The organism is Pseudomonas sp. PLMAX, assembly GCF_046042685.1.
GTDB lineage: Bacteria > Pseudomonadota > Gammaproteobacteria > Pseudomonadales > Pseudomonadaceae > Aquipseudomonas > Aquipseudomonas putida_AE.
On sequence record NZ_CP064949.1, the window covers coordinates 6,630,001 to 6,653,895 of the forward strand.

At 60.0% G+C, this 23,895-nt stretch carries 24 protein-coding genes; 10 read left to right on the plus strand and 14 right to left on the minus strand.

From position 1 onward, the window contains the following. Window positions 1-133 precede the first annotated feature (133 nt). Complete coding sequence (locus tag DKB71_RS30305; protein WP_408599137.1) at window positions 134-1,579, plus strand: peptidoglycan DD-metalloendopeptidase family protein; 1,446 nt, start codon at window positions 134-136, stop codon at window positions 1,577-1,579. Window positions 1,580-1,582: 3 nt separating this feature from the next. Continuing rightward, window positions 1,583-2,674, plus strand: a complete 1,092-nt coding sequence (locus DKB71_RS30310) for an anhydro-N-acetylmuramic acid kinase (protein ID WP_408599138.1) — start codon at window positions 1,583-1,585, stop codon at window positions 2,672-2,674. A gap of 67 nt (window positions 2,675-2,741) precedes the next feature. On the opposite strand, the gene erpA is transcribed toward DKB71_RS30310, so the two are convergent. Together erpA and argC are read right to left on the minus strand one after the other, a co-directional pair. Beyond that, the gene (erpA, locus tag DKB71_RS30315) at window positions 2,742-3,092 is read right to left on the minus strand and encodes an iron-sulfur cluster insertion protein ErpA (protein WP_007906865.1); all 351 of its coding nucleotides are present in this window, start codon (window positions 3,090-3,092) and stop codon (window positions 2,742-2,744) included. 167 nt (window positions 3,093-3,259) lie between these two features. Next, window positions 3,260-4,294, minus strand: coding sequence for an N-acetyl-gamma-glutamyl-phosphate reductase (argC, locus tag DKB71_RS30320; RefSeq protein WP_274078002.1), 1,035 nt, complete (start codon window positions 4,292-4,294; stop codon window positions 3,260-3,262). 134 nt (window positions 4,295-4,428) lie between these two features. On the opposite strand from argC, the gene hemJ reads away from it, so the two are divergent. The 6 genes from hemJ (at window position 4,429) to coq7 (ending at window position 8,939) form a co-directional block, all read left to right on the plus strand. After that, complete coding sequence (hemJ, locus tag DKB71_RS30325) at window positions 4,429-4,857, plus strand: protoporphyrinogen oxidase HemJ (RefSeq protein WP_274078001.1); 429 nt, start codon at window positions 4,429-4,431, stop codon at window positions 4,855-4,857. 32 nt (window positions 4,858-4,889) lie between these two features. Then, window positions 4,890-5,858 carry an NAD(P)H-dependent flavin oxidoreductase gene (locus DKB71_RS30330; RefSeq protein ID WP_408599139.1) on the plus strand — a complete coding sequence of 323 codons (969 nt, stop codon included), beginning with the start codon at window positions 4,890-4,892 and terminating at the stop codon, window positions 5,856-5,858. A gap of 62 nt (window positions 5,859-5,920) precedes the next feature. Next, window positions 5,921-6,868 (plus strand): DUF805 domain-containing protein, encoded by a 948-nt coding sequence (locus DKB71_RS30335; RefSeq protein WP_408599140.1) that lies wholly within the window; start codon window positions 5,921-5,923, stop codon window positions 6,866-6,868. A 61-nt stretch (window positions 6,869-6,929) separates the two neighbouring features. Next, complete coding sequence (locus DKB71_RS30340; protein WP_406592782.1) at window positions 6,930-7,718, plus strand: SDR family NAD(P)-dependent oxidoreductase; 789 nt, start codon at window positions 6,930-6,932, stop codon at window positions 7,716-7,718. An 80-nt stretch (window positions 7,719-7,798) separates the two neighbouring features. Continuing rightward, window positions 7,799-8,137 carry a histidine triad nucleotide-binding protein gene (locus DKB71_RS30345; protein WP_274077997.1) on the plus strand — a complete coding sequence of 113 codons (339 nt, stop codon included), beginning with the start codon at window positions 7,799-7,801 and terminating at the stop codon, window positions 8,135-8,137. Between the two features lie 154 nt (window positions 8,138-8,291). Beyond that, window positions 8,292-8,939 (plus strand): 2-polyprenyl-3-methyl-6-methoxy-1,4-benzoquinone monooxygenase, encoded by a 648-nt coding sequence (gene coq7, locus DKB71_RS30350; RefSeq protein WP_274077996.1) that lies wholly within the window; start codon window positions 8,292-8,294, stop codon window positions 8,937-8,939. A 64-nt stretch (window positions 8,940-9,003) separates the two neighbouring features. On the opposite strand, the gene DKB71_RS30355 is transcribed toward coq7, so the two are convergent. Then, window positions 9,004-9,426, minus strand: a complete 423-nt coding sequence (locus tag DKB71_RS30355) for an OsmC family protein (protein ID WP_015097046.1) — start codon at window positions 9,424-9,426, stop codon at window positions 9,004-9,006. 230 nt (window positions 9,427-9,656) lie between these two features. On the opposite strand from DKB71_RS30355, the gene crp reads away from it, so the two are divergent. Further along, a complete protein-coding gene (gene crp / locus DKB71_RS30360; RefSeq protein WP_274077994.1) occupies window positions 9,657-10,301 on the plus strand; it encodes a cAMP-activated global transcriptional regulator CRP in 645 nt (214 codons plus the stop codon). A 10-nt stretch (window positions 10,302-10,311) separates the two neighbouring features. Here crp and DKB71_RS30365 read toward each other — a convergent pair whose 3' ends face one another. The 4 genes from DKB71_RS30365 to DKB71_RS30380 all read right to left on the minus strand — a co-directional run bounded on the left by DKB71_RS30365 (window position 10,312) and on the right by DKB71_RS30380 (window position 13,595). After that, on the minus strand, window positions 10,312-11,013 hold the full coding sequence (locus tag DKB71_RS30365; protein ID WP_408599141.1) for a biotin/lipoate A/B protein ligase family protein: 702 nt from the start codon (window positions 11,011-11,013) through the stop codon (window positions 10,312-10,314). Window positions 11,014-11,109: 96 nt separating this feature from the next. Beyond that, the gene (gene trpC, locus DKB71_RS30370; protein ID WP_274077992.1) at window positions 11,110-11,946 is read right to left on the minus strand and encodes an indole-3-glycerol phosphate synthase TrpC; all 837 of its coding nucleotides are present in this window, start codon (window positions 11,944-11,946) and stop codon (window positions 11,110-11,112) included. Then, window positions 11,943-12,992, minus strand: a complete 1,050-nt coding sequence (gene trpD / locus DKB71_RS30375; protein ID WP_274077991.1) for an anthranilate phosphoribosyltransferase — start codon at window positions 12,990-12,992, stop codon at window positions 11,943-11,945. The genes trpC and trpD overlap by 4 nt, the downstream gene beginning before the upstream one ends. Window positions 12,993-13,001: 9 nt before the next feature. Then, window positions 13,002-13,595, minus strand: a complete 594-nt coding sequence (locus DKB71_RS30380; RefSeq protein ID WP_408599142.1) for an aminodeoxychorismate/anthranilate synthase component II — start codon at window positions 13,593-13,595, stop codon at window positions 13,002-13,004. 405 nt (window positions 13,596-14,000) lie between these two features. On the opposite strand from DKB71_RS30380, the gene estP reads away from it, so the two are divergent. Next, window positions 14,001-15,908 carry an esterase EstP gene (gene estP / locus DKB71_RS30385; RefSeq protein ID WP_408599143.1) on the plus strand — a complete coding sequence of 636 codons (1,908 nt, stop codon included), beginning with the start codon at window positions 14,001-14,003 and terminating at the stop codon, window positions 15,906-15,908. Window positions 15,909-16,064: 156 nt separating this feature from the next. Here the strand turns inward: estP and trpE are convergent, their stop codons facing one another. The 7 genes from trpE to DKB71_RS30420 all read right to left on the minus strand — a co-directional run bounded on the left by trpE (window position 16,065) and on the right by DKB71_RS30420 (window position 23,867). Continuing rightward, a complete protein-coding gene (trpE, locus tag DKB71_RS30390) occupies window positions 16,065-17,546 on the minus strand; it encodes an anthranilate synthase component I (protein WP_323628440.1) in 1,482 nt (493 codons plus the stop codon). Between the two features lie 70 nt (window positions 17,547-17,616). After that, a complete protein-coding gene (locus DKB71_RS30395) occupies window positions 17,617-18,435 on the minus strand; it encodes a phosphoglycolate phosphatase (protein WP_274077987.1) in 819 nt (272 codons plus the stop codon). After that, complete coding sequence (gene rpe / locus DKB71_RS30400) at window positions 18,432-19,106, minus strand: ribulose-phosphate 3-epimerase (protein ID WP_033044299.1); 675 nt, start codon at window positions 19,104-19,106, stop codon at window positions 18,432-18,434. The genes DKB71_RS30395 and rpe overlap by 4 nt, the downstream gene beginning before the upstream one ends. Before the next feature lie 80 nt (window positions 19,107-19,186). Further along, window positions 19,187-20,335, minus strand: coding sequence for an iron-containing alcohol dehydrogenase (locus DKB71_RS30405; RefSeq protein WP_274077986.1), 1,149 nt, complete (start codon window positions 20,333-20,335; stop codon window positions 19,187-19,189). A 214-nt stretch (window positions 20,336-20,549) separates the two neighbouring features. After that, the gene (locus DKB71_RS30410; RefSeq protein WP_323628439.1) at window positions 20,550-21,374 is read right to left on the minus strand and encodes an ABC transporter permease; all 825 of its coding nucleotides are present in this window, start codon (window positions 21,372-21,374) and stop codon (window positions 20,550-20,552) included. 12 nt (window positions 21,375-21,386) lie between these two features. Next, window positions 21,387-22,634: an ABC transporter permease gene (locus tag DKB71_RS30415; RefSeq protein WP_274077985.1), complete on the minus strand. Its 1,248-nt coding sequence runs from the start codon at window positions 22,632-22,634 to the stop codon at window positions 21,387-21,389. 189 nt (window positions 22,635-22,823) lie between these two features. Beyond that, complete coding sequence (locus tag DKB71_RS30420; RefSeq protein ID WP_274077984.1) at window positions 22,824-23,867, minus strand: ABC transporter substrate-binding protein; 1,044 nt, start codon at window positions 23,865-23,867, stop codon at window positions 22,824-22,826. Window positions 23,868-23,895: the final 28 nt, after the last annotated feature.

Genomic DNA, 23,895 nt, shown 5'->3' on the forward strand with positions numbered 1-23,895 from the left:
GACGCCAATCCGCTGACAGAGCGTCTGCGGACTTGCTTAAGGGATGATTTGGTTATATTTTATACAGTTATTTCATCTTTATCATGTCATTCATCTTTTCCAATTCATCTTTTTCAAAGTCAAAACACTACTTATGACCAAAGAATCGTCTAAAGCGCCACCGCTTTACCCGAAGACCCACCTGCTCGCAGCGAGTGGCATTGCCGCCCTTCTGAGCCTGGCGCTTCTGGTATTTCCTTCCAGTGATGTCGAAGCCAAAAAGACAACCCTGAGTCTTGAACTGGAAAGCCCTGCTGAACAACTGACACAGGAACAAGACGCTGCAGAAGCCGTCCAGGCCACAAATGAGGCGGTCGAGTCTCCATTTGCGCAGATCGAAGACAGTGCGCAGGAACCCCAGGAAACCGCTCAAGCCGCACCTGCACCAGTAGTCCCTGCACCCACCCCTGCACCGGTTGCCGAAGAAAAGAAGGCGCCCACTCACAGGGAAGTGATCGTCACCAAAGGCGACACGCTCTCCACGCTGTTCGAGAAAGTCGGCCTTCCAGCCCCTTCGGTACATGACGTGCTGGCCAGCAGCAAACAGGCCAAGCAATTCAGCCAGCTCAAGCATGGGCAGAAACTCGAATTCGAACTGGGCCCTGACGGGCAACTGGCCAGCTTGCATAGCCAGGTCAGCGACCTCGAGACCATCACCCTGACCAAGAACGACAAGGGGTACAGCTTCAACCGCGTGACCGCCAAGCCCACCGTGCGCTCAGCGTACGTGCATGGCGTGATCAACAGCTCGCTATCCCAGTCCGCTGCCCGCGCTGGCCTGTCGCACAGCCTGACCATGGACATGGCCAGCGTATTTGGCTATGACGTCGACTTTGCCCAGGATATTCGCCAGGGTGACCAGTTCGATGTGATCTATGAACAGAAAGTGGTCAACGGCAAAGCGGTCGGTAACGGCCCGATCCTGTCCGCCCGCTTCACCAACCGCGGCAAGACCTACACCGCCGTGCGCTACACCAACAAGCAAGGCAACACCAGCTATTACACGGCTGACGGCAACAGCATGCGCAAGGCATTCATCCGTACCCCGGTGGACTTCGCCCGCATCAGCTCGAAATTTTCCATGGGCCGCAAGCACCCGATCCTGAACAAGATCCGCGCCCACAAAGGCGTCGACTACGCAGCACCGCGCGGCACGCCAATCAAGGCGGCCGGTGACGGCAAAGTATTGCTGGCGGGCCGCCGCGGCGGTTACGGCAACACCGTGATCATCCAACACGGCAATACCTACCGCACGCTGTACGGCCACATGCAAGGCTTCGCCAAGGGCGTCAAGACTGGCGGCACCGTCAAACAAGGCCAGGTCATCGGCTACATCGGCACTACCGGCCTTTCCACCGGCCCGCATTTGCACTACGAGTTCCAGGTGAATGGCGTACACGTCGATCCGCTGGGCCAGAAAGTAGCGATGGCCGACCCTATTTCCAAAGCCGAACGTGCACGTTTCCTGGCGCAGAGCCAGCCACTGATGGCGCGCATGGACCAGGAAAAATCCACCCAGCTGGCTTCGGCCAAGCGCTAGGCCATGGCGCTCTATATAGGGGTAATGTCCGGGACCAGCCTTGATGGCCTGGACATAGCGCTGATCGAGCAGGCCCCGGCGATCAGGCTGATTGCAACACATTACATCCCGATGCCCGACTCCCTGCGCGCCGAGCTGCTTGGCTTGTGCGCCAGCGGTCCGGATGAGATAGCCCGCTCCGCCATTGCCCAACAGAACTGGGTGAAACTGGCGGCGCAGGGCGTTCATGCCCTCCTTGCCCAACATCAGCTCAAGCCTGAAGACATTCGCGCGATTGGCAGTCACGGCCAGACCATTCGCCATGAGCCCGCTCGCGGCTTCACGGTGCAAATCGGCAACCCTGCCCTGCTGACCGAGCTGACCGGCATCACCGTGGTCAGTGACTTCCGCAGCCGCGACGTCGCCGCCGGCGGGCAAGGTGCTCCACTCGTTCCAGCCTTTCACGAAGCGCTTTTTGAAGAACGCACCGGCAACCGCGCGGTGCTCAACGTGGGTGGTTTCAGCAACCTCAGCCTGATTGAACCCGGCAAACCCGTTGCAGGTTTCGATTGCGGCCCGGGCAATGTGTTGCTGGACGCCTGGATTCACCAACAGCGCGGTGACAACTTTGACCGTGATGGCCAATGGGCAGCCAGCGGCAAGATTGAGCCGGCACTGTTGAAGATACTGCTCAGCGACCCCTTCTTCGTGACCAAGGGCCCAAAGAGCACCGGCCGTGAAGTCTTCAACCTGCCATGGCTGACCCGCCATCTGGCAGCGCTGCCGACCTTCGCTGCCGAGGATGTCCAGGCAACGCTGCTGGAACTGACGGCATTGACCATCATCGAATCGCTGCACAGCGCCCAGGCAGATACTCAAGAGCTGCTGGTCTGCGGCGGTGGTGCGCACAACGCCACACTGATGAAGCGCCTGGCCAACCTGCTACCGAATGCGACTGTCAGCAGCACCGCCACTCACGGTGTAGACCCGGACTGGGTCGAAGCCATGGCCTTCGCCTGGCTGGCCCACTGCTGCCTGGAAGGCATCGCGGCCAATCGCCCAAGCGTCACTGGCGCTCGCGGGCTGCGTGTACTCGGCGCCATCTACCCCGCATAAGTTGCGCACAGCAAAACGCCGCAGGGCCTCAGGGCCATGCGGCGTTTTGATGATACCGACGCGCTGATCAGATCGAGAACGAAGAGCCACAGCCACAGGTGGTGGTCGCGTTCGGGTTCTTGATAACGAAGCGCGAGCCTTCCAGACCTTCCTGATAATCCACCTCGGCTCCTGCCAGGTACTGGAAGCTCATCGGATCGACAACCAGACTCACACCTTCGCGCTCAACGATGGTGTCGTCATCGGCCACTTCTTCATCGAAAGTGAAGCCGTACTGAAAACCTGAACAACCGCCGCCCGTAACGAATACGCGCAGCTTCAAGCGATCATTCCCCTCTTCATCGACCAGGCTCTTCACCTTGTGCGCGGCACCGTGGGTGAATTGCAAAGCCGTGGGGGTGAAGGATTCGACGCTCATGCTGACTATCTCCCGGCGTTACGCCGTCATATTGCGTGATGACGCGCATTATCCGCTTCTCCTAGAAAAGCGGTCAACTATTGTTATGGTATATCAACCAACCCAGTCGCCCGCCCTGAATGCAAAAAGGCCCGTTCAACGGGCCTTTTGCTGGGTGCGATACAGCGTTACGGCAACATGCCCGCGTGGGACAGGCCCAGACGCTCATCCAGGCCAAACAGGATGTTCATGTTCTGCACCGCCTGACCCGACGCACCTTTGACCAGGTTGTCGATCACCGACAACACGACCACCAGGTCACCGTCCTGTGGACGGTGCACGGCAATACGGCAGACGTTGGCGCCGCGCACGCTGCGGGTTTCCGGGTGGCTGCCGGCAGGCATGACGTCGACGAACGGTTCGTCGGCATAACGTTTTTCAAACAGCGCCTGCAGATCCACCGAGCGATCCACGACGGTCGCGTAGAGCGTGGAGTGAATGCCACGGATCATTGGCGTCAGGTGCGGAACGAAGGTCAGGCCAACGTCCTTGCCGGCGGCACGACGCAGACCCTGGCGAATTTCCGGCAGGTGGCGATGCCCTTTGACGGCGTAAGCCTTCATGCTTTCCGACGTCTCGGAGTACAGCGAGCCTACGGCAGCGCCACGACCGGCACCGCTGACGCCGGACTTGCAGTCGGCGATCAGGCGCGAAGCATCGGCCAGGCCCGCTTCAAGCAATGGCAGGAAACCCAATTGAGTGGCGGTTGGATAGCAACCGGGCACGGCGATCAGGCGTGCTTTCTTGATCTGTTCACGATTGACTTCCGGCAAACCGTAGACCGCCTCGTCCAACAACTCCGGTGCACCGTGCGGCTGGCCGTACCATTTTGCCCACTCATCAGCGTCTTGCAGACGGAAGTCCGCGGACAGGTCGATGACCTTGGTCCCGGCCGCCAGCAGCTCGCCCGCCAGGGCATGCGCAACACCGTGCGGCGTGGCGAAGAACACCACATCGCAGGCGCCCAGGGTCTTGATGTCCGGAACGCTGAACGCCAGGCCGTCGTAATGGCCTCGCAGGTTCGGGTACATGTCGGCCACGGCCAGGCCAGCCTCGGATCGGGAAGTGATCACCACCACTTCAGCTTGCGGATGCTGTGCCAACAGACGCAACAGTTCGACACCGGTGTAACCCGTGCCGCCGACGATACCGACCTTGACCATAAACCTGCCCTCAACGAACCCACTGGAAAGCCGTCGATAATAGGGCCCGTATCGTCCTGCGACAACCGGCAAGGTGACGTGTGGAGCCTCAACCCTCTACTATCCGGGCTACCGTGAACCTGGGAATAACCAAAATGCTTTATCTGTGGCTCAAAGCTTTCCACATCATCAGCGTCGTCTGCTGGTTTGCCGGCCTGTTCTACCTGCCGCGCCTGTTCGTCTACCATGCTCAAAGCGAAGACGCGGTCAGCAAGGAGCGCTTCAGCATCATGGAGCGCAAGCTGTACCGGGGCATCATGGGACCTTCGATGATCGCCACGCTGATCTTCGGTGGCTGGCTCATCTACCTTAATCCAGGCATCTTCAGCCAGGGTGGCTGGATACACGCCAAACTGACCCTGGTCGTATTGTTGATCGGCTACCACCACATGTGCGGCGCGCAGGTGAAGCGCTTTGCCCGTGGCGAGAACACCCGCAGCCATGTCTTTTATCGCTGGTTCAACGAAGTGCCAGTCCTGATGTTGCTGGCTATCGTAATTCTGGTCGTCGTCCGGCCGTTTTAAATCAACAGGCACCCATTACCGGGGTATTTCCAATGTCGCTGCCCGCTCTGCTCGAACAACGTTTGCGTCTGCCCGTGGTGGCGGCGCCAATGTTCCTGATTTCCAACCCGCAACTGGTGCTCGCCTGCTGCCGCAATGGCGTGGTCGGCAGCTTCCCGGCGCTGAACCAGCGCGAGAGCAGCGGTTTCAAGGCCTGGCTGGAAGAAATCGAAGCCGGGCTGGCGAAACTGGAGAATCCCGCGCCCTACGCGGTGAACCTGATCGTTCACAACAGCAACCCGCGATTGCAGGCGGATCTGCAAATCTGTATCGAACACAAAGTGCCGATCGTGATCACCAGTCTCGGCGCCGTGAAGGAAGTGGTCGATGCGGTCCACAGCTACGGCGGCCTGGTATTCCATGATGTGACGACTCGCCGCCATGCGGAGAAAGCCGCTGAGGCGGGGGTGGACGGGCTGATCGCCGTCGCTGCGGGTGCCGGCGGACATGCCGGGACCTGGAGCCCGTTCTCGCTGATCGCCGAAATCCGCCAGTTTTTCGACAAGACCCTACTGCTGGCCGGGTGCCTGAATCACGGCCACGAAATTCTCGCCGCGCAATTGCTCGGCGCCGACCTGGCCTACTTCGGCACGCGATTTATCGGCACCACCGAAAGTCATGCACCGGATGCCTACAAAGAGATGCTGCTGACATCCAGAGCGGCAGACATCATCCATACTCCAGCGGTGTCGGGTGTACCGGCAAGTTTCATGCGCCGGAGCCTGGAGGCCGCCGGTTTCGACATGACAGCCCTGCAAAACAAGGGCGAGGTCAATTTCGGCTCCAAGCTCAAACCCATCAGCGATGAAGCCAAAGCCTGGAAAACCGTGTGGTCCGCGGGCCAGGGCGTGGGTGAAATCGATGACTTGCCGAGCGTCGAGCAACTGGTCGCGCGCCTCGACGCCGAGTACCGCACGGCGCAGGAACAAGCAGCGCAGCTGCGCCAACACTGGCCGCGCTGAACATTCGGGCCAGCCGAGGCTGGCTATTCGTACCAATGACTGGCGACAAGGATGCCTGGGCAATGAGCGAAAACCGTTACAAGATCGTGTTCGACGGAGCACTGTTGCCGGGTGTTGATCTCAACAGCGCCAAACTCAATCTCGCTACGCTGTTCAAGAGCGACGTCAACGCCATCGAGCGCCTGTTCAATGGTCGACCGGTAGCACTCAAGCGCGACCTGTCCAAGGCGGATGCGCAGACCTACCTCCAGGCCCTGAAAAACACTGGCATCGATGCCCGGATCGAGACGGAACCTTCCATCGAGCTTGACCTGGCCGATGTTCACGACCATCCCGCCGCGGCTGAGCCCCACTCCCCTTATGCGCCTCCACAGGCCCGCGTCGGCGAAAAACTGCCGGAGTTCGCCGCACTCAAGCCCTTCAGCATTGAAGGTCGAATCGGACGCCTGCGGTTTCTCGCATGGACCTTGGTGCTGAGCCTGGTCACACTGCCCGTTGTCGGCGTGTTTGCACTCATCGGCCTGGGCCTGGTCAGTGGCAATTCCACCACCGGACTGATCCTCGGCGGCATCCTGGCCTTCTTCCTGTTCCTGGCGTTCATAGTTGTCGGCGTTCTGTTCAGCGTTCAGCGTTTGCATGATATCGGCTGGTCGGGCTGGCTCTGGCTCCTTCACCTGGTTCCGTTCATAGGCAGTTTTTTCCCGCTGGTGATCATGCTCGTTCCAGGCAATACCGGCGCCAATCGTTATGGCCCACCCCCGCCGCCCAACAGCACGGCGGTCAAGGTTCTGTGCGCATTGTGGATTGCGTTTATCGGCTTGTTTGGCGTCGCCGCTATGCTGGGTGGTATCTCGGCAATCCAGCAAGAGTATGAAGACAGCCTCGAAAGCAGCTACCAAAGCGGCTCGGTGAGCACCGAGGAAATCGATGTCGACGTCGAACCTGAAGCAAATTCCCCAGCCGAGGCAGCCGAAGAAGCCCCGCCCCCTGTAGACTCTGCGAAAGAATGAACAGCGCTCCCCGCCCGTGACACCTGCGTCGCGGCGCGGAGCTGTTGCGATGGAGAATGGCATGACCCGTTACGCTCTGATCACTGGCGCTTCCAGCGGCATCGGCCTGGCGATGGCCGAAGCGCTGGCCCGGCGCGGCCGCAGCCTGATTCTGGTGGCCCGACAGCGTGATCAGCTGGAAAGCATTGCGATTGAACTGACCCAACGTTTTGGCGTGGAAGTGTTGTTCCGTGCCTGTGACCTGGGCGAGCCGCTACGCCTGTCCGGCTTTTTGCTGGAGCTGGAAGAAGGTGACCGGCAGATCGACCTGCTGGTCAACTGCGCCGGCATCGGCACCTGCGGCCCGTTCCTGGCGCAGGACTGGATGACCGAGCAGGACCTGATCGAAGTGAACATTCTGGCGCTCACCCGCCTGTGCCATGCCGTCGGCAACAGCATGGCGCTGCAGGGAGGCGGACAAATCCTCAACGTCGCGTCGGTCGCGGCGTTCCAGCCCGGCCCGTGGATGAGCACTTACTACGCCAGCAAGGCTTATGTGCTGCACTTTTCCGAAGGCCTGCGCGTCGAGTTGAAAAAATGCGCGGTCAAGGTCTCGGTGCTATGCCCCGGCCCGACTCGCACGGCGTTCTTCCGCACAGCGCAACTGAACAACGACAAACTGGCCAACAGCAAATTGCTGATGAGCCCGGAGGAAGTCGCGCTCTATACCGTGCGGGCCCTGGAAAAAAATCGCGCAATCATTATTCCCGGGCGGCGCAACCGCTGGTTCGCTACCCTGCCCCGGTTCGGCTCGCGCTGGCTGATCCGCACAATCACCGGCATGGTCATCAAGGCCCACTGCCCGCGCTGAATGGCCCTGCGGTAAAACACTGGGCTGGCGCATCCGCCATGGGTACACTCAGGCCAGCTCAAACAACGGAGAAAACAGCTGTGGATACTCTGTTCACCAAGATCATCAACCGGGAAATCCCGGCGAATATCATTTACGAGGACGACCAGGTACTGGCCTTCCACGACATCGCGCCACAGGCACCGGTGCACTTCCTGGTGATCCCGAAAAAGCCGGTACGCACCTTGAACGACCTGACCGAGGACGACAAGGCGCTGGCTGGACACATCCTGTTTACCGCCCAACGCCTGGCCAAGGAACTGGGTTGCGAAAAAGGTTTCCGCGTTGTCATGAACTGCAATGAAGAAGGTGGGCAGACTGTCTACCACATTCATATGCATGTGCTGGGTCAGCGTCAGATGCACTGGCCGCCGGGCTGATTTGTATTTTCCCTTGCCGGCGATGGCGTGATTGAGATCGCCTTCGCCGGCAAGCCGGGTTCCTACAGATATTGCCTGCGTCGCAATGTCCCAGCGCAAACCTTCCCCGGCCGATTGGGTTAAACTGGCCACCGAGATTCCTCCGGAGGTCAGCATGACTACCCAACGTCACTACTCGCCGATTGATCGCCTTCTGCTGCAAGCCGATGCCGCGATGCGCACCCTGCTGCCCTTCAGCGGCCAGCCTTACCGTCCGTCGCCCGCCATCGTGCAACCCGATGCGAAAATGAGTGACGAAGACACCCGCCACGTGGCCGGGCTGATGCGCATCAATCACACCGGAGAGGTCTGCGCCCAAGCGCTGTATCAAGGCCAGGCCCTGACTGCCAGACTGCCGCAAGTGCGCGTCGCCATGGAGCACGCCGCCGAAGAAGAAGTCGACCATCTGGCGTGGTGCGAGCAACGCATTCATCAGTTGGGTAGCCACACCAGTATTCTCAATCCGCTGTTCTATGGCATGTCATTCGGGATTGGTGCTGTTGCAGGCCTGATCAGCGACAAAGTCAGCCTGGGTTTTGTCGCCGCGACGGAAGATCAGGTGTGCAAGCACTTGAACGAACACCTTGAGCAACTGCCGGCCGAGGATGAAAAATCCCGGGCGATCCTGGAGCAGATGCGCATCGATGAAGAGCAACATGCCGAAAGCGCACTGGAGGCTGGGGGTTTCCGCTTTCCGGCGCCGGTGAAGTTCGGGATGAGTTTGATGGCCAAGGTCATGACCAAGAGTACTTATCGGATCTGACCGGCTGCGTCAGAGACAAAAAAGGCGACTGCCGTGAGGTAGTCGCCTTTTTTATGATCTCGATTCAACCCAGCTCGATGATCTCATAATCGTGGGTAATCTCGACACCTGCTGCCCCGAGCATGATCGACGCCGAGCAATACTTCTCGGCGGACAGTTCGATGGCGCGCTTGACCTGCGCTTCCTTCAGGCCACGGCCCTTGACCACAAAATGCATGTGGATCCTGGTGAAAACCTTTGGATCTTCGGTCGCACGCTCGGCTTCGAGGAAGGCTTCACAACTCTCGACGGCCTGGCGTGATTTCTTGAGGATGCTGACCACATCGAAATTGCTGCATCCGCCGACACCCAGCAGGAGCATTTCCATCGGCCGGACACCCAGGTTACGACCGCCGGCATCGGGCGGACCGTCCATAACCACGACATGACCGCTGCCGGATTCGCCGAGGAACATGGCTTCGCCAGCCCATTGGATGCGTGCCTTCATCGCCAAGACTCCACTGTCTAAAAAAAGGGTCGCCAGCTTAGCACAGGCCCCTTGATTGACAGTGATCACCGTCCTAGGACATAACCTGCGACGCTGTAGGTAAAATCTCGAATATTGCAGGAAGTGTCTGGTAAGCTGGCGCCAATTCACTGGCGCATGGCCAGCTATGCCCCAACGTGCGCAATTCATAAAAAACCCAACACACCCTGCAGTCTTTTCGGGATACAACCATGGTTGCTATTGCCCCCAACCCCAAGATGAAAAACCTCGACAAGCTGTTGATGCATTGCCAGCGCCGTCGCTATCAGGCCAAGAGCAACATCATTTGCGCTGGCGACCGCTCGGAAACGCTGTTCTTCATCATCAAGGGTTCGGTGACCATCCTGATCGAAGACGACGACGGTCGGGAAATGATCATCGCCTACCTGAACGCCGGGGATTTTTTCGGTGAATTGGGTCTGTTCGAGCAGGCAGGTCTGGAACAGGAGCGCAGCGCCTGGGTGCGGGCCAAGGTCGAATGCGAAGTGGCGGAAATCAGCTACGCGAAATTCCGCGAATTGTCCCAGCAGGACCCGGACATTCTTTACGTATTAAGCGGACAAATCGCACAACGCCTGCGCAACACTACGCGCAAGGTGGGTGACCTGGCGTTTTTCGACGTCACCGGTCGCGTCGCCCGTTGCCTGCTTGAACTGTGCAAGCAGCCAGACGCCATGACCCACCCCGACGGCATGCAGATCAAGGTGACCCGTCAGGAAATCGGACGGATCGTCGGTTGTTCCCGGGAGATGGTCGGACGCGTGCTCAAGGATCTGGAAGAGCGCAACCTGGTGGACGTCAAAGGCAAGACCATGGTGGTCTTCGGTACGCGCTAGGCTCGTAGACTTAGCCGCTGAAGATCTGCGCCAGCATTCGCCGGTAGAGTTCATCGAGGCGTTCCAGCGCATCCTTTGCTGCGAACTTCTCATGCAAGGCGATGTGGCTTTCGGCGCGCACCCGTTGCTCAAGGCCGCAGGCCTCATTGAAGCGGTTGACCGCCGCTACCATCGATTCGCGCTCGTTATCCAGCAACATCGCACCATGAACCAGCCCGACTGGACGCTGACCACCCTGACTCTGGCGCCAGCGCTGGGCGGTGCCGACCATCTTGCGCCCATCCAGGTTGACGTTGAACCGGCCATCACAGAACGCACCGTCAATTTCGCCCAGCGACGAAGTGCCGCCCAGCTCATCCAGTAACTGGCAGATCGGATCGCACAGACGCCGGTAGCCGGTCTCGATGCGGTTCAGATCCCCTTCGCTGCGCGGCGGCGCGTAAACCAGGGCAATGTTGATCGTTGTGGCCGATTGCGGAACAGGTTCGCCACCGGTATCGCGCAATAGCACCGGCCAGCCAGCAGCGGCGGAGACTTCGCAGGCATGTTCGAAACCTGGTAAGCGATTCAAGCGGCGCGGCATCACTAATGCCTGATCGCTTGGCTGCCAGAACAGCAGGCCAACCGCGGCGTCGCCGGCACAGACAGAGGCCAGCAAATCCTGTTCGGCTTGCAGGCCGGCTTCGATGGTCAGAGAAACAGGTGAGGTCACAAGGTACTCCGTAAGACAAAAAGTCTGTGGTGTTTCTTATGCCGCTATCGCGAGCAGGCTCGCTCCTGTAGGAGCAAGCTTGCTCGCGATGCCTTTTCAGTCGAGGGTAGAACCGCTGACAGGAATGCCGCGCTCCGGGAAGAACAGACGCTGCAGTTCAGTGCCCGGATTCTCGGCACGCATGAACGCCTCGCCAACCAGGAACGCGTAGACGTCGCTGATTTCCATCAGCTCGACATCGGCGCGATTGAGAATGCCGCTTTCGGTGATCACCAGACGATCGCGCGGGATACGCGGCAACAGATCGAGGGTGGTTTCCAGGTTGACCTCGAAGGTGTGCAGGTTGCGGTTGTTGATACCCACCAGCGGAGTGTCGAGGGTTTTCAACGCCCGCTCCAGCTCATCGCCATCGTGGACTTCCACCAGCACATCAAGGCCGACACCTTTGGCCACGGCGGCCAGTTCGGCCATTTTCACGTCGTCCAGGGCGGCGACGATCAACAGCACGCAGTCGGCCCCCAGCGCACGGGCTTCGACGATCTGGTACGGATCGATCATGAAGTCCTTGCGGATCACCGGCAGTTTGCACGCCGCGCGGGCTTGTTGCAGGTACAGATCGGCGCCCTGGAAGTAATCGATATCGGTGAGCACCGACAGGCAGGTCGCGCCGCCCTTCTCGTAGCTCCTGGCAATATCGGCGGGAACGAAGTTCTCGCGGATCACGCCTTTGCTCGGCGAAGCTTTCTTGATTTCAGCAATCACTGCCGGCTCTTTGAGCTTGGCCTGAGCCAGCAAAGCCTTGGCAAAACCACGGGGTGCATCGGCCGCCTTGGCCAGACTTTCCAGCTCGGCGAGGCTGACACGAGCGCTACGCTCGGCAACTTCTTCAACCTTGCGCGCCAGAATGTTTTCCAGAACCGTCGGTACACTCATCCCTCATTCTCCACTTTGAATACCGCGGTAAATGCACCCAGCTCCTCGAGTTTCTCCCGAGCAAGGCCGGTGTGCAGCGCATCGTGCGCCAGGGCAACACCCTCTTTCAAACTGCTCGCATGGTCGGCGGCGTACAACGCGGCACCGGCATTGAGCATGATCATTTCAGCCGCTTTTTGACCGTTTTCGGTCTTGCGCTTGCCCAGGGCATCGCGGATCAGCTCCAGGGACGCCGCCGGACTATCCACCGCCAGACCATGCAGACTCTGGCTCTTCATGCCCAGATCTTCCGGCTCGACCCAATACTCGGTGATCTGGTCGTTTTTCAGTTCCGCGACAAAGGTTGGTGCCGCCAGGCTGAATTCGTCCAGGCCGTCCTTCGAATGGACCACCAGCACATGCTTGCTGCCCAGACGCTGCAGGACTTCGGCCAATGGCCGGCACAGCGCTTGAGTGAATACGCCCACCACCTGATGTTTCACACCGGCCGGATTCGTAAGCGGGCCTAGCATGTTGAACAAGGTGCGCAACCCGAGTTCCTTGCGCGGGCCGGCGGCGTGCTTCATGGCACTGTGATGGGTCTGGGCAAACATGAAGCCGATGCCGACATTATCGATGCAGCGCGCCACCTGGACCGGGGTCAGGTTCAGGTAGATACCGGCCGCCTCCAGCAAATCGGCACTGCCGCTTTTACCCGAGACCGCGCGGTTGCCGTGCTTGGCCACCGTGCAACCGGCCGCCGCGACCACGAAGGACGACGCGGTCGACACGTTGAAGATGTTGGCACCGTCACCGCCGGTGCCCACCACATCGACTACACCGTCGAGGGTCTTGAGTTCGACCTGGTCCGCCAGCTCACGCATGACCGACACGGCACCGACGATTTCGTCGATGCTTTCGCTCTTCATGCGCATGGCCATCATGAACGCGCCGATCTGCGCGTCCGTGCATTGGCCGGTCATGATTTCGCGCATTACGTCGCGCATTTCATCAGTGCTGAGGTCGAGGTGATCGACGATACGGCCCAGGGCTGTCTTGATATTCATGAATAGTCCTTAGCGCGTGCCGCCGGTTTGTTTGAGGAAGTTGGCGAACAACTCGTGGCCCTGTTCGGTGAGGATCGACTCAGGGTGGAACTGCACGCCTTCGATGTTCAGGGTCTTGTGACGCAGGCCCATGATCTCGTCGACCGAGCCGTCTTCCAGTTGGGTCCAGGCGGTCAGCTCGAGGCAATCGGGCAGGGTTTCGCGCTTGACGATCAGTGAATGATAGCGGGTGACCGTCAGCGGCATGTTCAGGCCTGCAAAGACACCTTTGTCTTCGTGAAACACCGGGCTGGTCTTGCCGTGCATGACCTGGCGCGCGCGCACCACATCGCCACCAAAGGCCTGGCCGATGGATTGATGGCCCAGGCAGACGCCAAGAATCGGCAGTTTGCCGGCGAAGTGCTTGATGACGTCAATCGAGACGCCGGCTTCGGTGGGGGTGCAAGGACCGGGAGAGACGACGATGCGCTCAGGATTGAGGGCTTCGATCTGTGCAACCGTGAGTTCATCGTTGCGCACGACTTTGACCTGGGAGCCGAGCTCACCGAGGTATTGCACAACGTTGTAGGTAAAAGAGTCGTAGTTATCGATCATCAGCAACATGGCGTTAAGAACCTCTAAAATTCACTGACTTAATACAGCCTTCGAATGATTTACCCGCAGCGCCCTGCACTTTGGCGGTCGCTGGAATCGCGAAGCAAAGCGCAGTGTTACGAATAAAGAAGGCAAGCGGTAAAGATCCGGCCGGGCCGGCAGAAGGATTCAGGCGCGCCAACGCCAGCGGGCGTGTGCCTTGATGACTTGATCCAGGAGTTTGCTGACGATCAACACGGGGAAGGTCTCATTTATACGTCTTGGCACAGTAACTTAGCTGGGCAGAGCGTGCAATATGGGGCGATCGAAGCAAGTGAAACATTCGCCAGGTTCGCGCCGAATGGCATCAGGCTCTATAGTTTTTTTTGGCACTGTCGTTTCACTCACTAAAACAATAAACAAACGGACTTGCTCATGATCAGACAGACGCTGTTTGCACCGCTTGCCGGTTGCCTGCTCGCCATGGCCTGCGCCCAGGCGATCGCGGCACCCAATCCTTATTCGAACTTCATCGTCTTCGGCGACAGCCTCAACGATGCGGGGCAGTTTACCGACACGGGCGGACCTCCCGGTTCGACCCTGCGCTTCACCAATCGGACCGGGCCGACTTATCAGGACGGCAGCGGCGAAGCCTACTCCGCCAACTCGACCCAATTGCTTGGAGGCAGGCTTGGATTCTCAGCGGACCAGACCGCCGCTTCGACGTCAGCCGCCCGCGCCGCCCAGGGCCTTGCGGATGGTAACAATTGGGCTGTCGGTGGTTACCGCACCGATCAGATCCTCGATTCCATCACCACCGTATCCGCCACGGGTGAACGTGCGCGACTGGGTTACTTACCGACGAATGATTTGCGTGCAGATCCGAACGCACTCTATTACCTCTCCGGCGGCGGTAACGACTTCCTGCAAGGGCGCGTGCAAAGCGGCGCCCAGGCGAATGCCGCTGCGGACCGCCTGGCAAACAGCGTTCAGGTACTGCAAACGGCCGGTGCCCGGTACATCATGGTCTGGCTGTTGCCCGACCTGGGACTGACCCCTGCCATCAATGGCAGCCCTCTGCAGGGGCCTACTTCGCAACTGAGCGCGGCCTTCAACCGACAACTGGTCACTCGACTGGCGGGGATCGATGCCGAAATCATTCCGCTGAACATTCCCCTGTTGCTGCAGGAAACCTTTGCCGACCCAGCGCGATTCGGCTTTGCTACCGGGCAAAACCTGACGGCGACTTGCTTCAGCGGTGACGGCTGTACCGAAAACGCTACCTTTGGCATCAACAGCGCCAACCCGGACCCCAGCCAACTGATTTACAACGATGGGGTGCATCCGACCGAGGCCGGGCAAAAGCTGGTGTCCGATTACGCCTATTCCTTGCTCGCTGCGCCTTGGGAACTGACGCTGCTGCCAGAAATGGCCCACGCCACGTTACGTGCGCATCAGGATGAACTGCGCAGCCAATGGCAATCCGACTGGGAGGACTGGCAGGCCGTTGGCCAATGGCGCGCTATTGTCGCCGGCGGCGGTCAGCATCTGGACGTCGACAGTCAGGACAGCGGCGCCAGTGCCGATGGCAGCGGCTACAACCTGAACATCGGCGGCAGCTATCGCCTCAATGAAGCCTGGCGCGTGGGGGTGGCGGCGGGCTTCTATCGTCAGGATCTGGAAGCAGGCGATAACGATTCGGACTACAAACTCAACAGCTACCTGGCCACGGTATTCGCCCAGTTCCAGCAGAACCGTTGGTGGGCCGACGCCGCGTTGACCGGTGGCAAGCTGGATTACGACAATCTCAAGCGCAAATTCGATCTGGGTGCAGGCGAAGGTGCGGAGAAAGGCGACACCGACGGCTACCTCTGGGCCTTTAGCACACGCCTGGGCTATGACATTGCGCAGCCGGGCAGCGACTGGCACCTGTCGCCGTTCATCAGCGCCGATTACGCGAAAGTGGACGTCGACGGTTACTCGGAAAACACCAATCGTTCCACGGCGCTGACTTTTGATGATCAGAAGCGCGATTCAAAACGACTCGGCGCCGGGCTGCAGGGTAAATACCGGATCACCCCGCAAACCCAAGTGTTTGGCGAATATGCCTACGAGCGTGAATATGACGATGACGTGCAGAAGGTGAACATTGCCCTCAATAGCCTGCCTTCCCTCGACTTCAGGCTTGAGGGTTATACGCCGCAGAGCCATTTGAATCGCCTGAGCCTTGGCGTCAGCCACAAGTTGACGGCCGATCTGGCGCTGCGTGGCGGGTATACGTTGCGCAAGGATGATGACTTTACCCAGCAAGGGATTAGCGTTGGGGTCGCGCTGGACTTCTGATTGAGCAAACAGCAGGCATAAAAAACGCGGTGCCTTCACGGGCGCCGCGTTTTTTATGCTGGTGAAGTCTTTGTGGGAGCGGGCTTGCTCGCGAAGAGGCCAGCACAACCAACATTGATGTTGTCTGACCCACCGCTATCGCGAGCAAGCTCGCTCCTACAGGTCCGGAGTTTGTTCGGCCAGGGCCACCGCACGGAACATCGCGCGGCGTTTGTTCAGGGTCTCTTCCCATTCCAGCGCCGGCACCGAGTCGGCGACGATGCCGCCACCGGCCTGCACGTGCAGCTCGCCGTTCTTGATCACCGCCGTACGGATCGCAATGGCGGTGTCCATGTTGCCGTTCCAGGCGAAGTAGCCGACGGCGCCGCCGTAGACACCGCGCTTGACCGGCTCTAGTTCGTCAATGATTTCCATCGCCCGGATCTTCGGTGCGCCGGACAAGGTGCCCGCCGGCAGAATCGCCCGCAGTGCATCCATCGCCGTCAGGCCTGCCTTCAATTGGCCGGTGACGTTGGACACGATGTGCATCACGTTGGAGTAACGCTCGATCACCATCTTCTCGGTGAGTTTCACCGAACCGATTTCCGATACCCGGCCGGTGTCGTTACGACCCAGGTCGATCAGCATCAGGTGCTCGGCGATTTCCTTGTCGTCCGACAGCAGGTCTTTTTCCAGTGCCAGATCGGCCTCTTCGTTCGCACCCCGTGGACGGGTGCCGGCGATCGGGCGCACGGTGATCAGGTTGTCCTCTACCCGCACCAACACTTCCGGCGAACTGCCGACGACGTGGAAGTCACCGAAGTTGAAGAAGTACATGTACGGCGTCGGGTTGAAGCAGCGCAACGCCCGGTACAGATCGATGGGAGCCGCCTTGAAGTCGATCGACATGCGCTGGGACGGCACGACCTGCATGCAGTCACCGGCCAGAATGTATTCCTTGATGGTGTCGACCGCTTTTTCATAGTCGTCCTGGGTGAAGCTGGAGCGGAACACCGGATCAGCCGCTTGCTGCTTGCTGAAATCCAGGCCAGGGCGCGGGGTGATGGGTTGACGGAGTCTTTCCAGCAACTCCTCCAGTCGCGCGCGCCCTTGCTCAAAGGCGTCTTCCCGGGCCGGATCGGCCAGGACGATTGCGTGCATCTTGCCGGCGAGGTTGTCGAACACCACCACTGCGTCGGACACCATCAGCAGGATGTCCGGTACGCCCAGCGGATCCGGGTTCGGGCACTTGCCCAGGCGCTTTTCCACATAACGTACGCAGTCATAACCGAAATAGCCCACCAGGCCACCGTTGAAGCGCGGCAGGCCGGCGATAGTCGGCACGTTGTAGCGAGCCTTGAAAGCTTCGACGAAAGCCAGTGGGTCTTCTACATCGTGGCTTTCCGTCTCAACACCGTCGATGGTCACGCTGACGTGATGGTCATGCACCCGCAGCACGGTGCGGCACGGCAGCCCGATGATCGAGTAACGGCCCCACTTCTCGCCGCCCTGCACGGACTCCAGCAAATAGGAGTTGGGCTCGTCGGCCAGTTTCAGGTAGATCGACAACGGCGTGTCGAAGTCGGCCAGGGTTTCGCAGGCAAGCGGGATGCGGTTGTAGCCGGCAGCGGCCAAACGCAGGAATTCTTCGCGGATCATGAGGTGCCTCGTGGCTTGAGGTTCTAACAGTCAGGTATGCAAACGCGCCGGATGACCGGCCAGGATCAAGTCAGGCGCGCCAACGCCAGCGGGCCAGGGCCTTGATGACTTTCATCCAGAGTTTGCGAGTGACCACCACGATGGCGTTTCCAGAAGGGGGTTGAACAGCGTCGGCCAACGTTATCTCAGCGGCCGGGTCCAGGCAACCGCGAATTAGCTTGCGCAGATCGTCGATCACCAGCGCAGGCGATTCTTCGGCGATCGGACGCCCGTGGTTATAGCCGTAGCTCAAGGCCACGCACTTGACCCCCGCCGCTTTCGCCGCCAGCACATCGCTGCGCGAATCGCCGACGAACAAGGATTGCGAGGCCGGGATGTTGGCCATTTTCATCACGAAAAACAGCGCGGCCGGGTCGGGCTTTTTCTGTGGCAGGGTGTCGCCGCCGATGATCCATTTGAAATATCGGCCGATCTTCATCTGATCCAGCAGCGGCGCGACGAAGCGCTCCGGCTTGTTGGTGATCAGCGCCATCTCGACGCCCTGCTTTTGCAGCCATTTCAGGGTATCGCGCACACCGGGGTAGACCACGGTCAAGCCATGGCTGTCGGCATAGGCCTGCATGAAAATCTCCAGCGCACTGTCGGCCTCGGCGTCATCGACCATCGAATGGTCGATACCGCCGGCCAACGCACGGCGCACCAGCACCGGCGCGCCATTACCCACCCATTCACGCACCGCATCGAGACCGGCCGGTGCGCGACCGAGTTTGAGCAGCATCTTGTCCACAGCCACCGCCAGGTCCGGGACCGAGTCGACCAACGTGCCATCCAGATCGAACATCACCAGCCTGGGCAGGCATCCCGGGAACAGCTGCTCAAAGCCACTCATGGGCGAGCCAGCGCCAGTTCGGAACGCATTTTTTCAATCACTTCCTGATAGTTCGGTGCATTGAAGATCGCCGAACCGGCCACGAAGGTGTCAGCGCCGGCCGCCGCGATTTCACGAATGTTGTTCACGTTGACGCCACCGTCGATTTCCAGGCGAATGTCACGACCCGAAGCGTCGATCAGCGCCCGCGCCTCACGCAGCTTGTCGAGGGTGCCTGGGATGAACTTCTGTCCGCCGAAACCCGGGTTGACGCTCATCAGCAGGATCATGTCGACCTTGTCCATCACGTACTTGAGCACGTCCAGCGGCGTCGCCGGGTTGAACACCAGGCCCGACTTGCAGCCGCCTTCGCGGATCAGTTGCAAGGAGCGGTCGATGTGCTGGGTGGCTTCCGGGTGGAAGGTGATGTAGGTCGCGCCCGCTTCGATGAAGTCACCGACGATGCGGTCCACCGGGCTGACCATCAGGTGCGCGTCGATCGGCGCGGTCACGCCGTACTTGCGCAGCGCCGAGCAGACCATCGGGCCAATGGTCAGGTTCGGCACGTAGTGGTTGTCCATGACATCGAAGTGCACGAAGTCGGCACCGGCGGCCAGGACGTTGTCCACTTCTTCACCCAGGCGGGCGAAGTCGGCGGAAAGAATCGACGGAGCAATTACGAAGGGCTGCATGACGCACCTTTTCTGAGCAGAATCACGATGGCGCGCATTGTATACCTCATGCTTTGGCCGGCGCACCGAAAGCGCGATGATCAGTAGGCCGCCCGGTAGATTTTCTCGATATCGACAGCACTCAACCGGCGCGGATTGTTGCGCATCAGGCGCTCGATCCCCGCCGCCTCCACGGCCATCGCCGCAATGGCATCCTCGGGAACTCCGAAACTGCGCAGTCCTTGGGGGATTTCCACGGCCGCGCACAGCTCGGTCATGGCCTCAACGGCTTTGTCGGCCGCTTCATTGGCGCTCAGATGAGCAGTCTTCACGCCCATGGCTTCGGCAATATCCTGCATGCGTTCAACGCAAGCCATCTTGTTCCAGGTCATGACATGGGGCAGCAGCAAGGCATTGCTGACGCCATGGGCAATGTTGAAGCGCCCACCCAGCGGATACGCCAGAGCATGCACCGCGCCGACACCGGCATTACCAAATGCCATGCCCGCCATCAGGCTCGCGGTGGCCATGTCTTCGCGGGCCTGCAGGTTGGACGGGTTGGCGTAGGCCTTGGGCAATGCCTTGGCGATCAGTTTGATTGCACCGATGGCCAGGGCGTCGGTAATCGGCGAGGCATTGACCGACAGATAGGATTCGATGGCATGCACCAGCGCATCGACACCACTGGCCGCCGTGACACTGCGCGGACAGGTCAGGGTCATCTGCGGGCTGACCAATGCCACGTCCGGCAACAGATAGTCGCTGACGATGCCTTTCTTCAACTGCGCGACCTTGTCGGAAAGGATCGCCACGTTGGTGACCTCGGAACCCGTGCCGGCCGTGGTCGGGATGGCAATCAGTGGCGGGCCCTTGCGCGGCACCTGGTCGACACCGAACAGGTCTTCCAGCGCGCCGTGATAACCGGCGTAGGCCGCCACGCTCTTGGCGATGTCGATGGCACTGCCGCCGCCGAGGCCGATCAGCCCGTCATGCCCTCCGTCGCGATAGACCCGCATGCAGTCTTCGACGATGGCGATTTCCGGGTCCGGCAGCACCCGGTCGAAAATTTCGTAGCTACGCCCGCCCAGCTGCGCCAGCGCCAGCTCTACCGTGCCGGATTTGACCAGCGCGGCGTCGGTGACGATCAGCGGATTATCGATATCCAGACGCGTCAGCTCGGCGGACAGTTGCTCGATGGCCTCTGCGCCGGTGATCAGTTTGTGAGCGATTTTGAAAGAGGAAAGACCCATGTGCGCAGCCTCTTATAGGAGTGGGAGCTGGGCACAATAGTAGCTGGGGATTTGGGGTTGGCTGGTATTCAGGTCATGAATGACCGAACGTCCGATGGAGATCCAATGTGGGAGCGGGCTTGCTCGCGAAGGCTGTGTGTCATGCAACTTATACGTCAACTGACACTACGCTTTCGCGAGCAAGCCCGCTCCCACATTGTTACCGGGTTCGACTTCAGGCCTGCGCGGTACGAAGTTTCTCGCTGCGGCCACGCAGCCATTCCAGGGTCAGCAGCAGGATCACCGAGAACGCAATCAGCAGCGTCGCGGCGGCGGCGATGGTCGGGCTGAGGTTTTCGCGGATGCCGCTGAACATCTGCCGTGGCAAGGTCGCTTGCTCGGGGCCGGCGAGGAACAGCGTCACCACTACCTCATCGAACGAAGTGGCGAAGGCGAACAATGCACCGGAAATCACCCCGGGCGCGATCAACGGCAAGGTCACCCGACGGAACGCCGTGAGTGGCGAAGCACCGAGGCTGGCAGCGGCGCGCACCAGGTTCTGGTTGAACCCCTGCAATGTCGCCGACACCGTGATGATCACGAACGGCACACCCAATACCGCATGCACCACGATCAGCGAGAAGAAGCTGTTGCCCAGACCCAACGGCGCAAAGAACAGATAGCTGGCCACACCGATGATCACCACTGGCACCACCATCGGCGAAATCACCAGCGCCATCACCAGCGGTTTGCCGGGGAAGTCGCCACGGGTCAGGCCGATGGCCGCCAGCGTACCGAACACCATGGCCAGCACCGTAGCGGCTGGGGCGACGATAATGCTGTTCTTCAGGGCGCGCATCCATTCCGCCGAGGCGAAAAAGTCGTGGTACCACTGCAGCGAGAAGCCTTGCAGCGGGTACACCAGGAAACTGCCGGAGTTGAACGACAGCGGGATGATCACCAGCACCGGCAGGATCAGGAACAACAGGATCAAGCCGCAGAGTATCCGCAAGCTGTAGAACCACACCCGCTCAATGGGGGACATATAAGGACTCAGCATTTCATTCTCCCCTTAGCTCAGGCGCAGGCGACTGGCGCCCACCAGCCAGCTGTAAATCAGATAAAGCACGACCGTCGCGAGCAACAGCAGCCCGCCGAGTGCGGTCGCCATGCCCCAGTTGATGCTGGTGTTGGTGTAGAAGGCGACGAAGTAGCTGACCATCTGATCGTTCGGGCTGCCCAGCAACGCCGGGGTGATGTAGTAGCCGATGGCGAGGATGAACACCAACAGGCAACCGGCGCCGACACCGGCATAGGTTTGCGGGAAGTACACCCGCCAGAAACTGGCGAACGGATGGCAGCCGAGGGAAATCGCGGCGCGCATGTAGGTCGGCGAAATGCCTTTCATCACGCTGTAGATCGGCAGGATCATGAACGGCAGCAGGATGTGCACCATGGAGATGTAGACACCGACCCGGTTGAACACCAGCTCGATCGGCTTATCGATGATGCCCATGGCCATCAGGCCGCTGTTGATCAGGCCACCCGATTGCAGCAACACGATCCACGCCGCGACACGCACCAGAATCGAGGTCCAGAACGGCAGCAACACCAGAATCATCAGCAGGTTGCTCTGGCGCGACGGCAAGTTCGCCAGCAGGTAAGCCAGTGGATAGGCAAGCACCAGGCAGATCACTGTGATGACCAGGCCCATCCAGAAGGTGCGGGCGAAGATGTCGAGGTAGATCGCCTGGTCCGGAGTGGCCGGGGCGATTTCGCCGAGGTCATCGATGCGGTGGTCGACGGCGGCCAGCAAATAGTACGGGGTGATGCTGCTGGTGTTGCGGCGTACGGCTTGCCAGTAGGCCGGGTCGCCCCAGCGTTCGTCGAGACCTTCCAGCGCTTCTTTATAAGAGGCCGGTTCAGTGGCGAACGGCAAGGCGCGGGCGGTCTTGGTCAGCAGGCTGCGGTAGCCGGCCAACTCCATGTTCAAGCGTTTGGACAAATCGCCCAGGGTCTGATTCTTGCGCGCTTCGGCGAGGTCTTCGCTGGCTGCCTTGTACACAGGTTCCGCAGGCAGGCCGCGGCCGTCCCAGCTGGCAATGGCTGCCACAGTGCGCGGCATGCCGCCGACCACTTCCGGGTTACCCACGCTTTTGTAGAGCAGCGCCACGATTGGCACCAGGAACACCAGCAACAGGAACAGCACCAGCGGCGCGATCAACGCCTGGGCCTTCCAGCGGTTGACCCGCTCGGCATGCTTGAGCCGCTGCTTCAAGGTGGGGTCAGTGCCCGCGTTCACGGGAACGGCGATAGCCATGGCGTACTCCGGAAATCTTTGATCGTTACAGAGGTGGCACTCTTTGAATGTGAGTACACCTCTGTTCTTGATAACAACTGATCACCTGTAGGAGCCTGGCTTGCCAGCGATGAACGATAACGGGGTCTGGCTGATACACCGTGCCGCCCGGAACGCTGGCAAGCCAGCTCCTACAGGTTTAATCGCACGTTATTTGGCAGCCCAGGAATTGAAGCGCTGTTCCAGTTGCTCGCCGTTGTCAGCCCAGAAGCTGACGTCGATCTGCACCTGGTTGGCGATGTTTTCCGGGGTGGTCGGCATGTCCTTCAGGACATCCTTGGCCAGCAACGGAACAGCCTGGATGTTGGCCGGGCCGTAAGCGATGTTTTCCGAGTAGGTCTTTTGCTGCTGCGGCTGCACCGAGAAGGCGATGAATTTCTTCGCAGCTTCGGCACGCTTGGCGTCCAGGCCTTTTGGAATGGCCCATGCGTCGAAGTCGTAGATGCCGCCGTTCCACACCACTTTCAGGTTGCTTTCTTTCTGCACGGCAGCGATGCGGCCGTTGTAGGCCGAGCTCATGACCACGTCACCGGAAGCGAGGTACTGCGGTGGTTGTGCACCGGCTTCCCACCACTGGATGCTTGGCTTGAGTTCATCAAGCTTTTTGAACGCGCGGTCCTGACCATCCTTGCTGGCCAATACCTTGTAGACGTCTTTCGGCGCAACGCCGTCGGCCATCAGCGCGAATTCCAGGGTGTACTTCGCGCCTTTACGCAGGCCACGCTTGCCCGGGAACTGCTTGGTGTCCCAGAAATCCACCCAACTGGTTGGTGCGGTTTTCAGTTTGTCGGCGTTGTAGGCCAACACGGTCGACCACACGAAGAAACCCACGCCACACGGCTGGATAGCGCCTTTGACGTAGTCTTCGTTCTTGCCGAACAGTGCCGGGTCGAGCTGTTCGAACATGTCTTCGTCGCAACCGCGGGACAGTTCCGGCGACTCCACTTCCACCAGGTCCCAGGACACGCTCTTGGTGTCGACCATGGCTTTTACCTTGGCCATTTCGCCGTTGTACTCGCCCGCCACGATCTTGCCGTTGCCTGCCGCTTCCCACGGTGCGTAGAAGGCTTTGACCTGCGCGGCCTTGTTCGCCCCGCCAAAGGACACCACGGTCAGGTCCGGGCCAGCCGCCATCGCGCTGGCTGCCCCCATCATGCCCAGTGCCAGAGCGGTGAATTTCAGGGATCTCAACATTTATTGTTCTCTCCACGTGCAGGGTTGG